This is a genomic window from Prochlorococcus sp. MIT 1011 (genome assembly GCF_047305235.1).
Taxonomy (GTDB): domain Bacteria; phylum Cyanobacteriota; class Cyanobacteriia; order PCC-6307; family Cyanobiaceae; genus Prochlorococcus_B.
Window position 1 is genome coordinate 1,241,937 of record NZ_CP138983.1, and the last position, 15,126, is coordinate 1,257,062.

At 35.3% G+C, this 15,126-nt stretch carries 17 protein-coding genes; 3 read left to right on the forward strand and 14 right to left on the reverse strand.

Translation table 11 applies throughout. The features are described 5' to 3' along the window. Window positions 1-248 precede the first annotated feature (248 nt). On the reverse strand, window positions 249-1,301 hold the full coding sequence (locus SIB75_RS07555; RefSeq protein ID WP_413682675.1) for a chlorophyll a/b binding light-harvesting protein: 1,053 nt from the start codon (window positions 1,299-1,301) through the stop codon (window positions 249-251). Window positions 1,302-1,677: 376 nt separating this feature from the next. On the opposite strand from SIB75_RS07555, the gene SIB75_RS07560 reads away from it, so the two are divergent. Next, window positions 1,678-1,842 (forward strand): hypothetical protein, encoded by a 165-nt coding sequence (locus SIB75_RS07560; protein WP_413682676.1) that lies wholly within the window; start codon window positions 1,678-1,680, stop codon window positions 1,840-1,842. Window positions 1,843-1,891: 49 nt separating this feature from the next. Here the strand turns inward: SIB75_RS07560 and SIB75_RS07565 are convergent, their stop codons facing one another. From SIB75_RS07565 to SIB75_RS07595, 7 genes are all read right to left on the reverse strand, one after another. Further along, window positions 1,892-2,176 carry a hypothetical protein gene (locus SIB75_RS07565; protein ID WP_413682677.1) on the reverse strand — a complete coding sequence of 95 codons (285 nt, stop codon included), beginning with the start codon at window positions 2,174-2,176 and terminating at the stop codon, window positions 1,892-1,894. Between the two features lie 91 nt (window positions 2,177-2,267). Then, complete coding sequence (locus SIB75_RS07570) at window positions 2,268-2,600, reverse strand: TIGR02450 family Trp-rich protein (RefSeq protein WP_413682678.1); 333 nt, start codon at window positions 2,598-2,600, stop codon at window positions 2,268-2,270. 79 nt (window positions 2,601-2,679) lie between these two features. Beyond that, on the reverse strand, window positions 2,680-2,919 hold the full coding sequence (locus tag SIB75_RS07575; RefSeq protein WP_413682679.1) for a hypothetical protein: 240 nt from the start codon (window positions 2,917-2,919) through the stop codon (window positions 2,680-2,682). Window positions 2,920-2,978: 59 nt separating this feature from the next. Further along, window positions 2,979-4,382: a nucleotide sugar dehydrogenase gene (locus SIB75_RS07580; RefSeq protein WP_413682680.1), complete on the reverse strand. Its 1,404-nt coding sequence runs from the start codon at window positions 4,380-4,382 to the stop codon at window positions 2,979-2,981. Between the two features lie 21 nt (window positions 4,383-4,403). Then, window positions 4,404-5,675, reverse strand: coding sequence for a histidine--tRNA ligase (gene hisS, locus SIB75_RS07585; RefSeq protein ID WP_413684832.1), 1,272 nt, complete (start codon window positions 5,673-5,675; stop codon window positions 4,404-4,406). 127 nt (window positions 5,676-5,802) lie between these two features. Continuing rightward, window positions 5,803-6,090, reverse strand: coding sequence for a hypothetical protein (locus SIB75_RS07590; protein ID WP_413682681.1), 288 nt, complete (start codon window positions 6,088-6,090; stop codon window positions 5,803-5,805). A 95-nt stretch (window positions 6,091-6,185) separates the two neighbouring features. Next, window positions 6,186-7,031 carry a 3'-5' exonuclease gene (locus SIB75_RS07595; RefSeq protein WP_413682682.1) on the reverse strand — a complete coding sequence of 282 codons (846 nt, stop codon included), beginning with the start codon at window positions 7,029-7,031 and terminating at the stop codon, window positions 6,186-6,188. Between the two features lie 139 nt (window positions 7,032-7,170). On the opposite strand from SIB75_RS07595, the gene SIB75_RS07600 reads away from it, so the two are divergent. Continuing rightward, entirely contained in the window at window positions 7,171-7,896 is a 726-nt protein-coding gene (locus SIB75_RS07600) for a DUF1350 family protein (protein ID WP_413682683.1), read from the forward strand. Window positions 7,897-7,898: 2 nt separating this feature from the next. On the opposite strand, the gene acs is transcribed toward SIB75_RS07600, so the two are convergent. Beyond that, complete coding sequence (gene acs / locus SIB75_RS07605; RefSeq protein WP_413682684.1) at window positions 7,899-9,875, reverse strand: acetate--CoA ligase; 1,977 nt, start codon at window positions 9,873-9,875, stop codon at window positions 7,899-7,901. A gap of 92 nt (window positions 9,876-9,967) precedes the next feature. On the opposite strand from acs, the gene SIB75_RS07610 reads away from it, so the two are divergent. Next, window positions 9,968-10,648, forward strand: a complete 681-nt coding sequence (locus SIB75_RS07610) for an HAD family hydrolase (RefSeq protein ID WP_413682685.1) — start codon at window positions 9,968-9,970, stop codon at window positions 10,646-10,648. 1 nt (window position 10,649) lies between these two features. On the opposite strand, the gene sds is transcribed toward SIB75_RS07610, so the two are convergent. Genes sds through SIB75_RS07635 form a run of 5 tightly spaced genes read right to left on the reverse strand, consistent with a single transcriptional unit; the run spans window position 10,650 to window position 15,112 of the window. Continuing rightward, window positions 10,650-11,621 (reverse strand): solanesyl diphosphate synthase, encoded by a 972-nt coding sequence (gene sds, locus SIB75_RS07615; protein ID WP_413682686.1) that lies wholly within the window; start codon window positions 11,619-11,621, stop codon window positions 10,650-10,652. Between the two features lie 22 nt (window positions 11,622-11,643). After that, a complete protein-coding gene (gene murI / locus SIB75_RS07620) occupies window positions 11,644-12,441 on the reverse strand; it encodes a glutamate racemase (protein ID WP_413682687.1) in 798 nt (265 codons plus the stop codon). Between the two features lie 2 nt (window positions 12,442-12,443). Then, window positions 12,444-13,529, reverse strand: coding sequence for an N-acetylmuramoyl-L-alanine amidase (locus tag SIB75_RS07625; RefSeq protein ID WP_413682688.1), 1,086 nt, complete (start codon window positions 13,527-13,529; stop codon window positions 12,444-12,446). Beyond that, the gene (locus tag SIB75_RS07630; protein WP_413390125.1) at window positions 13,529-14,353 is read right to left on the reverse strand and encodes a carbon-nitrogen hydrolase family protein; all 825 of its coding nucleotides are present in this window, start codon (window positions 14,351-14,353) and stop codon (window positions 13,529-13,531) included. Before SIB75_RS07630 ends, SIB75_RS07625 begins: the two co-directional genes overlap by 1 nt. A gap of 30 nt (window positions 14,354-14,383) precedes the next feature. Then, window positions 14,384-15,112 (reverse strand): 2-phosphosulfolactate phosphatase family protein, encoded by a 729-nt coding sequence (locus SIB75_RS07635; RefSeq protein WP_413682689.1) that lies wholly within the window; start codon window positions 15,110-15,112, stop codon window positions 14,384-14,386. Window positions 15,113-15,126 lie beyond the last annotated feature (14 nt).

The following is a 15,126-nucleotide window of genomic DNA, read 5'->3' on the forward strand; positions in this document are numbered from 1 at the left end:
ATATCCCATATGAATATTTAACATCACAAGTAAATTTGATTCTTATCATATCTCAATCAAACATTTAATTTGCTCTAATCATTAGTAAATATGTGATAAATCACTAATTAGTAATCGAAGAAATAAAGATTTTAAAATATTAAGAGATATTGTCGATTCTAATTGTAATTACTGACCTATTGATTAATTAAGCCCAATAAAAAAGCCCCAAACAAGTGGGGCTTTTTTATTAAGTTAAATTTATTTAACTATTTTAATGATACTGATGCAGTATCTAGATTACTTAAGGCATTAGTTACTCGTTTAAAATCGAATCCCATTGCCCGAAGAGCATGCCATAAATGACCTTGGATAAAGAAGAATCCAAAGTAATAATGGACGTTTGATAGCCAAGCACGTGAAGTATGAGCTCCGTTAGGAAGATCAACAGTATCTATCCAATAAGGAGAAATACCAAACTTAAGTGCCAATGGTTCGCCAAACCATTCAACAGGATAAACAGTAGTGTTTTGTGCGCACCAGAATGCTGCAACTACTGCCATCCAACCAATACCAGCAAGAGACCATGAAAGGACAGCTTCTGCAGAAAGAAGACCAGATCCTTTGAACTTCGTATATTCACCGACTTGCTTAGTAGCGATATGGAATGCTCCACCAGTAATTTCTAAGAATGCCAAGAAAGCATGACCTCCCATTACATCTTCCAAACTATCGATAGTGAGGAAGTCGAACTGATGATCCCATATGTGACTCAAATTAAGGTCATATTCAACCTGACGAATAGCCCCAATAGCAGGATCATAAATTCCATGAATTCTGGCCCATTCAACAAACCAAATACAAGCTACACCAAAGAAAATCAAGTGATGTCCAAGTATAAAAGTCTGGTTGTCAGGGTTGTCCCATTCAAGTTTAAATTTCCTTGCCTGAGGTACTGAAGATTCCTGCATATCGCTAGAAAAAAGCAATGAATGCATTAATCCACCAGCGCCATAAACCATGGACAAAACTAGATGAACTACAGCAATTGAAACGACTGCAGTACCACCAACAAAAGCCCCAGACTCATCAAAGCCCAAACCTAAAGCTGCTAAATGAGGAAGAGCAATTAAAGGCTGATGACCCATAGGTACAGAAGGGTCAAAACGAGCTAATTCAAATAACGTGAAGGCACCAGCCCAGAAAGCAATCAAACCGGTATGAGCGGCATGAGCAGCAATAAATTTGCCTGAACGGTTGGTGACCCCTGAGTTACCAGCCCACCACCCGTAGGTGACTGCTGAATTTCCATAGGTCTGCATTAGAAGTTCTATTTTTCAAAACCGAACAGAGAATACTGCAATTTCATCGAATACTCATGCAAGAGAAAGAATCTGTAAATTTTTTTTATTATTCAAATCCTATCCAAATAAAAAAATATCCAAAAGACGAGGTTTTAAACAATACAAAAACAGACAGCCAATGAGAGATAACAAACAAAATCAAGCAAATTGCCTATCTTAGACTTTTTGATTAAAGAATTAATTGATACATAAAAATAATTTATATCAGGCATTCGAGACCAATCAAGTCTCTTAATCCATATAAATACATCCAAATATGTAATTAATATAAAAGATTAATTTAGTCTCTTTATTTATAACTATTAAATAGTTAAATCCTTTTGGATAATGAATCATGAACTTCAATCGACTTAATAATCTAGAGATGGAGACAGAAGACCACTATAGAGAGAAAGCGAATGTTTATAGAACATCGGCTGAATACGGAAAAATGATTTCTCTTTATCCAATTTTGGAGACTTCGATCAAAGACTGTAAAGGTGAAATTCTCGTGGCTTAAAAATCTTCAATCCTGAAATACCGAATTCAAGAAACTCTTGATTTTTTCTTTAAGCTGCTTTTTGAGTAAAAGAATCATCATTTTTCTGCAAATATTCAACAACTTCTTTACATCCGCTTATAAAATAGAAAACTTTTGGCTTCCAGGGTAATTGCTTAGGATCATTTGAACTTCTCCAGTGAGATCCTGGCTTTAGATAACCCCTTTCTCTCAACACTTCTAAAGACTGTTCATCTACTCTTAAAACCTCACTAGCTTCTTTCTGTGATAGCCACATTGATGCTTCTATCATTCTCAAACAAACAGGTATCTTTTTTCTAACGTAAAAAGCCAACCAAAGAAAGCTCAAAACGTCAGATTAAAAGCAAATAAGAAAAAAATTATACTTAAAGTATTAAAAATGTTAGATAAAATATTATTTAAATCTAGTAAAACCAAGGCCTAATGCTATGCTCGCTTATAGGAATAGTTAAACCAGAGTCAGTGGATAGACGAGAAGATTTGCTAGTTTTATTATCATTTTTCTTATTAACTGATTTAGAAGATTCTAGATAATTTTTTTCATCCCATCCAGCCTCCCATTTAGACAAATCAATTATTTGAGACCACGAAACTTTTACAATCACATTCGAGTCAAGTACAGACATAAGAACGACCCATCTATTAAGCAATTCTCCACCATAATTAATTGCGACGAAATGAACTTGATCATTTATATATACCTTGCTAGTCCATGCTTTTACTGGAGGCCAAATCATAAAATTCAATAGTTGATAGTAATTATTCTAATAAATAACTTTGAGCATTTTTATTTAAAGTCTAATACTTAAATATTAATTATTTTTCCTTTTTTATTTTAATATATTCTTCTCTTATTGATTCTAACAATGCCTTCTTCTTTCTCATCATTTTATTCTTTTCATTAAAATCTATTTCAAGTCTCTCTTCCTTTGTTAAGTTCATCCAATTTTTCATTTCAAATGTTTCTTCAGATTGTTCATGAAGTTTTTTCTTCTTCTTGAAAAGAAATTTAAATAGCATTATGTTTTTTAAAATTAAATCAGTTAAAGACTTCAAATCAATTTGATTTATTTAAGCATCGATTATAGACATATTATTTTTTTATGACGAAAAATTTAGTTCCCTTCACCCAGCTTCCATAGATTTATGCATGTATTTTCTATTTCTTTTCGATCAACAACAGATCTTGTATCAAAAACCCAAGCCGGTGATCTCATCAAAGAAGCCAAATAATTCCAATCAAGTCCAAAGAATTCATCCCATGCAGTAAGAATTAAAACTGCATCAACATTTTTCAATGCCTCTGGAATGGAATTGGCCATTTTCCAAATTCCTTGATTATTAAATGAAATTTTTTCAAAATCTTCTTCTATTCTCTTAAATGAAACCTTAGGGTCATAAATCGATAAAATTGCTCCTTCTTCAAGTAAGTCACTGGAAATTCTTATTGCAGGAGATTCTCTAGTATCGTTGGTGTTTGCCTTAAAAGAAAAACCAAGTATTGCTATATTTTTTCCATTAACGGTGCCAAAAAGCTTCTCAAGGACAATTTTATAAATTCTATCTTGCTGCCAAGTATTGAGTACCACGACTTGATTCCAATAATCAGCAACCTCTGGCAAACCAAAATACCCACTTAAATAAACTAAATTCAAAATATCCTTTTTAAAGCAGCTCCCACCAAATCCAGGACCTGCACTAAGGAATTGATTCCCTATTCTTTTATCTGTTCCTATTGCTTTGGCAACTTCCTGAACATCAGCTCCAGTAGCTTCACAAAAGGCTGAAATAGAATTTATGGAACTAATTCTCTGAGCTAGAAATGCATTAGCAGCTAATTTTGAAAGTTCGCTACTCCATAAATTAGTACAAATTATCTGTTCACCAGGAACCCAATTCAAATAAATCTTAACCAGTGCATCTACAGCATCAGAATCCTCTCCACCAATTAAAACCCTATCAGGTTTTTCTAAGTCATTAATCGCGGTACCTTCAGCCAAGAATTCAGGATTCGATAAAACAGAAAAAGTTTTTGCGATTTCATTTTTTTGATTCTCTCTATTTGTTGTCTTAAGTATCTCTTTTATTGCTTGTGCAGTACGAACGGGAAGAGTACTTTTTTCAATTACTATCGTATGTCCTTTTGCATATTTAGCTACTTGCCTTGCACTAGCTTCAACCCAACTAAGATCACTTGCTTGTCCTGCTCCAAGACCTTTTGTTTTTGTTGGAGTATTAACTGATATAAAAATCATATCAGCATCAGATATTGATTTTTCCATTTCTGTACTAAAGAAAAGGTTTCGCCCTCTTGTTCTTGAAATTATCCGATCTAATCCAGGTTCAAATATTGGTAAATTATTTAGATCTGAATCATTCCATGCATCAATTCGTTCTTTATTGATATCAACAACCCTAACTTCTAAATCGGGACATTTATCTGCAATAACAGACATGGTTGGGCCGCCGACATAACCAGCGCCAATACAACATATTTTTTGTATTTTAATAGATCTCATTTAAAACAATCCATCATTTTTTCAAGCAATCAACTTTTTAATTAACTGATCTAAATCCTCCTTTGAAAAAATATATTCCTTACTCTGCTCATCATTTTGTTTATCTCTTAATTTCTTCATCAATAATTGACCCTTAGTGGCCTCATCCTCGCCTATAACTAAGGCCCATTTAGCCCTACTTTTATCTGCCCGCTTAAATTGTTTTGAAAAAGATGAACCTGAGTAATCCAATTCAATCATTAAGTTGGAAGATCTTAACTGACAAGTAATTTCCAAAGCTAGTTTCTCAGCTTTTTCACCTTTATGAATCACATAAATATCTGGGGATCTTGACTTTAAAATTTTATCGCCAGCAAGAATTATCAGCCTTTCCATCCCAATAGCCCAGCCAATCGAGGGGGCTTGAGGCCCTCCCAGCTCTCTTATCAGCCCATCGTAACGTCCACCACCACATACAGTTGCTTGAGAGCCTAAGTGATCACTTGTTATTTCGAAAGCTGTATGAGAATAATAATCAAGTCCCCTTACCAAATTATTGTTGATTTCATATGGGATCTTTAGATTATCTAGTAACTCCTGTAAATAATCAAATCTAGTTTTACTTTCATTAGATAAAAAGTCCTTTAAAGAAGGAGCCTCAGATAAAAGTTCTTTTGTAGAATTATTTTTACTATCTAATATTCTCAAGGGATTCACATCAATTCTTTTCTGAGAATCTTCATCTAATAAATCAAATCTCTGTGTAAGCCAATCTTTTAACTCTTCTTTGAAAATATTTCGATCTTCATTACTTCCAAGACTATTAATTTCTAAAGTCAAATCATTCAGACCAACATCCTTTAAAAAGTTCCAAGCTATTGAAATAACCTCTGCTTCACTCATAACAGATGCTAATCCAACAAATTCAACTCCAATTTGATGGAACTGCCTTTGTCTTCCTGCTTGAGGACGCTCATATCTAAACATTGGTCCTCTATACCAGAGCCTTTGAGGCCCATTATTTAATAATCCATGCTGGATAATTGATCTTGCTACAGAAGCTGTACCTTCAGGTCTCAAAGTGCAAGAGCGCCCCCCCCTATCCTCGAAGTTGTACATTTCTTTACCTACAACATCAGTATTTTCTCCAATACCCCTTGAAAACAATTCTGTTTTCTCAATAATCGGTGTCCTAATTTCTTGAAGCCCAGCTCGATTAAAATGTTCTAGTGCAATTGATTCGACCGTCTGCCAGCAATGACTCTGAGAAGGCAAAAGATCTACCATCCCTCTTAAATTCTTGAAATTTGTCAAAGTAACTTCAGCAAAATTATTTTTTGTTTGTTTAATAGTAATTGTTAACGTAAACCTCAAAATAATATTTATTGCGTAATTTTTGCTAAAAAAATTAGTAAGACTAAATTCGGCTAGAGGATTAAGCCTAATCCTCTAGCCGGGTAACACCTGAATATTTAATCAACCAATAATTAACTCTTCTTCTCACATTAAAAGGCATTTCATTTTGGAGTTGAATTAATTCCATAGCCCCGAGTCGTTTTAGTTCTCTTGATTCAAGAGTCCACATTCTTTCCGCTTCACAAATCAAACGAGCCCAACTTCTCGAGTGCTGCCATTGTCTCAGGCGCTTTTTTAATTCGTTACCGTCAGTTTTACTTTCTACAAGATGAAACTGACCAACTATATTTCCTTTAGTGAGATATTTTCTCATAAATCAATCATGGAGAAAACTCTAGGAAAACTCATTACTCAATACATTAAACATATATGAAAGATTTGGAATGAGTACTTTATGAAAAATCCACTTTAATCACGAAAGTCAACCTCATGCACAGGGAATTCTAATTTTTCCATATCCCTACGACTCATTTTTCTAGACCAGGCACCCTTAATTGCATCATTCCATCGGAAACCAGCGTTTCTTGCTAGATGCCTTTTTTCATAAGAGATCTCAGCACGAAGAAGAACTTTTGGTTCTAGCGCTCTAACTAACATTTTTTCAAGTTCACTACATCTTTTAAAGACCTCTGCCAAATATATGCAATCTGTCAAAGCTCTATGTGCATTCCAGACTGGTACACCATAAGCCAATGCAAGATCTCTTACAGAAGGGCGAGTCTTTAATTGTCTATCAACTGGCCAAGTTATGTCGTCCATAGAGCAAATCCATTGTTTTTCAATCTGAGGTAATTTATTAAGACCAAACCATTTCATATCAAATTCTGCATTGTGAGCAACAATCACATCTGATACTCGAACCAAAGATTCAAAATATTTAATTGCTTCAGATAGAGGTTGAGCCAATCTAGTTATTTCAGCAGGAATATTATTTATTTTTTCTGCATTATTTATTTCAACTGGTAACAGGAAGGATTGTTGCGCCAATACAGATCGATTTTTGACATTAAAAAGGATCGAACCCACTTCAAGACAATCATCCTTTTCATTATCAAGGCCAGTAGTTTCAGTATCTAAAATTAAGATATTCTCAGGTGAATTCTCTTTTTTTAAAATTTCAGGCCGTTCTTCGTTTGGTTTCAAAGAACTTTTTTCTCCTAGCTCTTCCTCTTTTTTATTAGCAATTTTTTTAGTTGTTCCATTTAGGAAATCAAGCTGTTCACTCTCTTTCTGATGAGTTTGCTTTTCTTTCACATTAAAATTAATTAGTCATGCCTCTATTATTATCAAAAAACAGAGTTGAATAAAAACTTAGCAGAAAATTAAAAATAAAAATTCTTTTATTTAACTTATAATCGTTATCTATTTCTCTTTCTAGAGTAATTATTCATCGATGAGTACTATTAGAAGAATAAATAATGTTTCTTGTCAATGGCCGTCCAGGCCAGTTGGTCTTATAGAAATAATTGGAGGTAGCTATATTTCAATAAAGCCAGAAGTTACGTACAAAAGACTTATTTCTGGTTTTTTGCAAAGAAATTTTGCAGTACATGCATGGAGCTATATACCTAATTTTGATCATCAACTTCAAGCGAATGAAGCATGGAAGCAATTCCGTCACTCTCGAAAAGTTCTTGAAAAAAAAGTTAGCATAATACCAAACTCAATAAGATTGGGTCATAGTCTTGGTTGCAAATTACATTTGCTCGCGCCGGATGGAGGTAGGAATTGCGATGGTTTAGTAGCTATAAGCTTTAATAATTTCAAGGCAGATAAATCTATACCTATGCTTGGGGAAATGTCTCAGAGGCTAAATTTCCAAACTGAATTTAGTCCAAGTCCCTCTGAAACATTCACTCTTATTAGAGAACACTATGAGCAAAGAAATAATCTATTAATCAAATTTAAAAATGATAATCTAGATCAAAATAATTTATTACTAAAATCATTAAGGGGTAGAAATTCTGATAAGTCTAAAATCATGCGAATTGACGGTAATCATCTAACCCCAGTAGGCGTAGGTCTAAGAGAAAAGTTACTGAAATCTAATTTCCAAAATTCTTCAAAATATGAAAAAATTGATTTTTTGGTCGATCAAATAGCTAATTGGGCAATTTAATATTAACTTCTTAATTTATCTAAAACTGATCTATCTTCAAGAGTACTTGTATCTCCCTTTATTTCATCACCTGAAGCCAGTGCTCTCAAAATTCTTCGCATTATTTTTCCACTTCTTGTTTTAGGAAGAGAATCAGTGAATTTAATTTCATCAGGTTTGGCAATAGGTCCTATTTCATTAACGACGTGTTCTTTTAATTGCGCATCAATATTTTTATTTGCCTCTGCTCCAGTTTTCAAAGTGACAAAGGCCACTATTGATTCCCCTTTTAAATCATCAGGCCTACCCACAACTGCAGCTTCTGAGACGAACTCATGACTTACTAAGGCTGATTCTATTTCCATTGTACCAAGCCTATGACCAGAGACATTTATAACATCATCAACTCGACCCATAACCCAAAAATAACCGTCTTCGTCTTTTCGAGCTCCATCACCAGCAAAATATAAATAGCTATTATCTGAAGGTTTTAAATACTCCCAATAACTCTCTCTAAATCTTTTTTCATCTCCATAAACATTTCTCATCATTCCTGGCCATGGTCTTTTGACTACTAAATATCCACCCTCATTACTAGCTACAGAGTCCCCGTCTGAATTGACGACATCAGCTTCAATTCCAGGTAAAGGGAAAGTTGCTGATCCAGGCTTGGTTGGAGTCGCGCCAGGAAGTGGGCTAATCATTACACCTCCCGTTTCTGTTTGCCACCAAGTATCAACTATTGGGCATCTCCCCCTTCCAATGACATCTCGATACCAGATCCAAGCCTCAGGATTAATTGGCTCTCCAACAGTTCCTAAAAGTCTCAAACTAGATAAATCGTATTGATTAGGAATCTTTTCTCCCGCTTTCATAAAGGCCCTTATAGCGGTTGGAGCAGTATAAAAAATCGAAATTTTATGCTTCTGAATTACTTCCCAAAAAGCTCCTGGATTTGACGGTCTAGGAACTCCTTCATACATAACAGTAGTTGCTCCATTAGATAGTGGCCCGTAGACGATATAACTATGTCCCGTTATCCAACCCACATCAGCCGTACACCAATAAACATCATTTTCACGAATATCAAAGATCCATTTAAAAGTTAAATGAGACCAAAGGTTATAACCAGCAGTTGTATGAACTACTCCCTTTGGCTTGCCTGTAGAACCAGAGGTATATAAAACAAATAAGCAATCCTCACTATCCATTTGTTCAGGCAAACATTCTTCAGATTGACTATCTACAATTTCATGCCACCAATAATCTCTACCATCATCCATAGAAATAGTTTTTTTAGTCCTCTGAACGACTAATACTGATTCGACCTTTGGACAAGCACCACCTTCCAATGCTGAGTCAACAGAATCTTTGAGAGGAATTACTTTATCTTTTCTAAAGCCACCATCTGCCGTAATTATTGCTTTCGCTTCACCATTAATCAATCGATCTCTTAGCGCCTCAGATGAAAAGCCTCCAAACACGACTGAATGTGGTGCTCCGATTCTTGCACAAGCGAGCATCGCAATTGCGGCTTCAGGCACCATAGGCATATACAAAGCGACAAGATCCCCTTTCTCAATACCAATAGATTTGAGTGCATTGGCTGCTTTGCAGACTTCTTTGTGCAATTGTTTATAAGTATATTTTTTTTGATCACCTGGCTCTCCTTCCCAAATCAACGCAAGTTTGTCAGCCGCTTGAGTATTTAAGTGGCGATCTAAACAATTAAAAGAAATATTAATTTTACCTCCATCAAACCATTTAGCGAATGGTGGATTGGACCAATCCAGAACCTTATCAAAAGATTTAAACCAATTTAATTCTTCTCTAGCTGCATCACCCCAAAATTTATTTGGATCTGATTTAGCTATCTCAGACATTTCCAAGTACTTAGAAAAAGATGAGATTCTACTTTTACTGGCAAAGTCTTCAGAAGGAGGAAAAACTCTCTGCTCCTGAAGAACAGACTCAATAGAGTTAGAATTGTCTAAATTCATGAAAGATAAAAACAACTTTTCATTTATTGCATTCAAGCTATTTCTGAGCAAAAGGCTTGAATAGTGAGACTCTTATTTAAAACAAATTCACAATGAAGAAAAATTGGGATTTCCCTAAAGCATTTTTATTTGATCTTGATGGAGTTTTAATTAATTCAGAACCCTTACATGGACAGGCATGGAAAGAAACAGCCTCGTTTTTTGATCTAAATCTAACTCAAAGCCAACTAAAGCTCTTAAGAGGCAGAAGAAGAATTGATTGTGCAAATGAACTAGTTAAAATGATTTCTATGGATGTTAGAACAGAAGAATTACTAGCTTTACATAAACCCATCTCAAGAAAGCTCATTCTCACCGCACAAGCAATGCCAGGGGGTGAGAGTTTGGTCAAAAGGTGTCATAAAGAAAATATTCCGATGGCGTTAGTCACAAGTAGCAGCCATGAATCTGTCGAGATAAAAACAGCGCCTCATAAATGGATGAATTTATTTTCTATTAGAGTTCTTGGCGATGACAAACTACTAAAAAAAGGGAAACCTGCCCCAGATCCATACCTTTTAGCTGCTAAAAAATTAAATATTACGCCTAAAGAATGCTGGGCTGTTGAAGATTCAATTTCTGGAGTATCTTCAGCACTAGAGGCAGGATGTTTTGTTTTCTTTTTAAAAGAAAAAAGTGATGCGCAACCAAAAAAAGAATTTTTTGAACAAAGCAAAAGTTTAAACGAAATAAATCATTTAAAAGAAATTGAGAAAATATTGAGTGATTACTAAGTTAATAGAGCCTGCTAATAACGAATTCAGGCAATTCAAGTAATGCTTTTTTTGATGATGAATCTGGTAACCAAGAAATTGAATCTTTAGACTCAGAAGCAAATTTTTCTGCTAATTCTCTTGATTTCTTTATTGCATTTGAATCCCTTACCAGAGACAGAGCCTTATCAAGATCATCTTTTTTTAAGAATTTTCCATTAATAAGTTCGCTAAGAGTTGGATTCTCGTCCAAAGCATAGAAAACAGGTGCCGTAAGGTAACCGCTCTGAAGATCGCTGGCCGCTGGTTTTCCTAATTGTTCATCATTACCAGTAAAATCAAGAATATCGTCTACGACTTGAAACGCTAATCCTAATTGTCTTCCAAAAAAATAAAGTGAATTTAAGCTCTCTTGATCTACATCAGATAAAACACCAATAGCCTTTGAGCTATTAGCGATAAGTGAAGCTGTTTTACAATAACTTTTTTCTAAATAGCTCTCAAATGATTGACTAGAATCAAATCTATTTAGACCCTGTTTTATTTCACCTTCAGCCAAATCCATAATTACCCTGCTTAATAATTTAACAACATCTAAATTCTCAAGATTTGCTAGATGCCAACTCGCTTGTGCAAATAGAAAATCCCCTGCAAGTACAGCTATCCTGGGATCAAATCGACTATGTACAGTTTCAACACCTCTTCGGGTATCTGCTTCATCAACAACATCATCATGAACAAGAGAGGCAGTATGAATCATCTCCGTGATTTGGGCCAACTTTCGATGCTTCAAAGGAAGATCCTTTTCAGATGTCAAGGCTCTTGAAATCAATAGGACTATTCCAGGCCTTAAACGTTTTCCTCCAGCACTAAAAAGGTGTTCTGCAGCCGCCTGCAAGATAGGGTGTCCAGCACCTATAAGGCTGCGAAGATCTAAAAGCAATGCTTCTAGATCAAGTTCTACAGGTTGAAGAATTTCCGTGACTGTGGTCATAAAACCGCTCTACTTTTTAATATTAAGAGACACAACCCTTCTTCTGCAGCGAAACGAGATTAACTTCAGGAAACACGTTTAACCAATGCTTGGCCTTAAAAGGAAACTGTTTAAGATTGGAGGTTACATAAAACTTTGAATCAACTAAAAATTTTTTCTCTGAAAAATCACTTATTTTTGAATCCATAAACAACCTTAATTTTAAAGAAAGAGCCTCAGCAGGGTCTATTAATTTAACACTAGACGGTAGTATTTCTGTGAGTAAAGGGGTTATGAGAGGATAATGACTACAGCCAAGAATTAAAGAATCAATTTTATGGTTTAAAAGAGGTTTTAAATATTTAATTGCAATATCAATAAGATCATCTGAATCAATTTTATCCATTTCAATCATCGGAACAAATTCCGGACATGGTTGTTCTATTACTAAAGTTTTTGGCTTGAACTTTAAAATCGCATTTGTATAAGCCTTGGATTTAACTGTAGAGGGAGTAGCAAGAACACCCACCTTTGATTCTTCGATTGTTGAGGCTGCAGAACCAATCAAGTCAAAAACAGGAACATCTAAATTTTTCTTTATAACGTCCAAGGCTATTGCATTTGTTGTGTTACAAGCAACCAAAAAAGCATCGATATTTTGATGCCTAAACCAAGATGATATTTCTTCAGCAATTAGTTTGATTTCATTGGTTGTCTTTAATCCATAGGGAAGTCTTGCCGTATCAGCCAGATATATAAATGAAGTATTGGGACATAATTCAATAACCTTTTTTAAAACTGTGAAGCCTCCAACACCACTATCAAATATTCCAAGATGCATACCTAATTAGAAACCCTGAGATAATTCAGTATTCCCTTCGCAATAGCAAAAGACATTTTATCTCTGTAAGCTTTTTGTCGTAATAAATCTGCATCATACATACCAGTAACAAATCCAATCTCTACCAAAGCTGCAGGCATGGAAGTTTTTCTAATCACATAAAAGCGAGATCTACGAACCCCCCTATCAGGGCTTTGCGGAGAAAAAATTAAAATCTGTTTTTGAATATTTTTTGCTAAAGAATAGCCTTTATAACCAGAGTAATAATAAGTCTCTAATCCATTTACATCTTTTCGCTTCCCTCTTGTTGCATTTGCATGAATACTTACAAAAGCATTAGCTTGTGAATTATTAGCTTTAGTAACTCTTGGTTGCAAGTCTAATGTTCTCTCAAAGTTCCTAGTGAGTATTGTTTTAACCCCTTTATTTGTTAGAAATTCTGAAACACTCTTTGAGACCTCTAAAACGATATCAGTCTCTCTTAACCCATTTATTCCTACCGCACCAGGGTCTGAACCCCCATGACCAGGATCTATAACAACTTCATACTTTCCATATGGGACATTAGGCAAGGTAGAAATATCTAAATCTTGAATCTTTATTTTTTCATAAGTTCTTTTTATTGAGTTTCTTAAGATATTACCTTCTTCAATAGAACGAAAAGAATTACTTTCTAAACCAACGAATTTCAATTCCCAATTGTATGGAGAAGTACCAATTAATCTTAATTTTGAGTGTTCTAATTCAACTGAGGGTAAGAACTCTATAACAAGCCTTGTTTTACCCATAGAAGGTTTACCTAGTCTAATTTCCTTAACTGATCCATTCCCTTTAATAGTTCTAGGTCTGCTTAATTCTCCAGGAAAATCAATCCATACCCTTTCACCTTTATCTATAGTTGATGACTGATAAAAAGCATCTAATTTAGTCCCAGAAGAAGTTCTTAATTTAAGGCTACCGTTACTGGTCAAAGCCCAAGCAGCAAGCGCACTAGCAGATTTGAGCGGTAAAGTAATAAACAGGTTGGAACAAAAAATAAGTCCAGTAAAAAATGCTAATTTTGACTTTAAAGATTGATCTTTAAACATCAAATAAAAAGCTCTGTTTTTCTATGTTTAAGGCTGGGCATTTGCCCTCTAATTCTCTCAACTCTTTCTTTATCAGCAGGAGCTATCGCTGCTCCTTGAACCACCCCTGCATCTGCCAGGACCGTGCCCCATGGATCAATAACCATCGCATGTCCATGACTTTGTCTTCTGCCATAATGGCGACCTGTTTGGGCTGGTGCAACAACATAAGCTGTATTTTCTATAGCTCTTGCTTGAAGTAAAACTTGCCAGTGATCTTTACCTGTAAAAGCAGTGAAAGCGGCGGGAATCATTAATAAATCTGCACCCTTATTTACCAAATCTCGATAAAGCTCAGGGAATCTTACGTCATAACAAATTGAGAGTCCGATTTTGCAAAGACCTGGCACATCAACAACAGGTGGCGATTCACTTCCAGACACAATTGTTTCAGATTCTCTATAAGTGTTACCTTCAGGGAGATCAACGTCGAATAAGTGAATCTTGTCATATCTAGCCAGAGATTGACCATCCTTTCCAAACAATTCGGCTCTGTTTAAAGTTCTTTCTCCATCACCTGCGGGGACAGGAAAACCACCTCCAAGCAAAACGACTTGATATCTTCTTGCCATTGTGACTAAAAAGCTATTGCATTTTTCGTAAATTGATGATGCAATTTTTAGTTTTTTTTGATCCTCACCCAAAAAAGCAAAGTTTTCAGGAAGTCCAACAAGATCAGCCCCACGTCTTGACGCTAACTCAATTTGTTCTTCTGCCGCATTGAGATTTGCATCTATATCTGAGGTACTTGTTAGCTGTAAGGCCGCAGCCAAGAAATCTGACACTGAGTTAAAAAAAGAAAAATAATTTGAAAGTTAGCTTGAGCGAAGTACGCCCATCTCAGTCTGTTTTGGAATAACAGAAAGATTGTCCAAAGAGGCGCAACAAGCGAAATCATCATCATGATTGCCTATTCCTGCAAGTCTTTGTCCATGACTTGCAATACGTAAACATCCTTCAACATCATTCTCCCAAGTTTTCCACAATGCGATAGAGGCCATCAATTCATCATTTAATACTTGTACGGACTCTAATTGATCCATTAAAAGAGAGGCTAAAGCTCCAGCGGCCAAAGAATCTTCAAGAGAGTAAGAGCCTTCCCATCCACTCCCTACAATCCAAACTTCATTTGGGTTATCACTTTTCAATCTTTCAGCAATAGCTTTTCTATTCGGAAGTGCCATTGTGTATAAAATTTTGGATTCCCTAACACGATGAAGTGATCTTGTTCCATTAGTAGTACTCATGAAAACTCTTTTGCCTCTTACATTTGCGGTTGAAACTCCCAATGGAGAATTTCCTAAGTCAAACCCATCTAATTTTTTTCCTCCTCGCTCCCCTACAAGAATTTTATCCTTTTCAAAAAAAGACTTTGCCTCATTCTTAAGTTCATCAACATCTGCAAACACCTGTACTGAATCAGCACCATTTTCAAGAGCCCAAGCAATTGTTGTTGTAGCTCTAAGAACATCAATTACAACTGAAGATTCAGGAATAATGCCACTTGGCACATCTGCTGCTACAGAATAATAAGAAAGTTTCATTTCCACAAACGCTA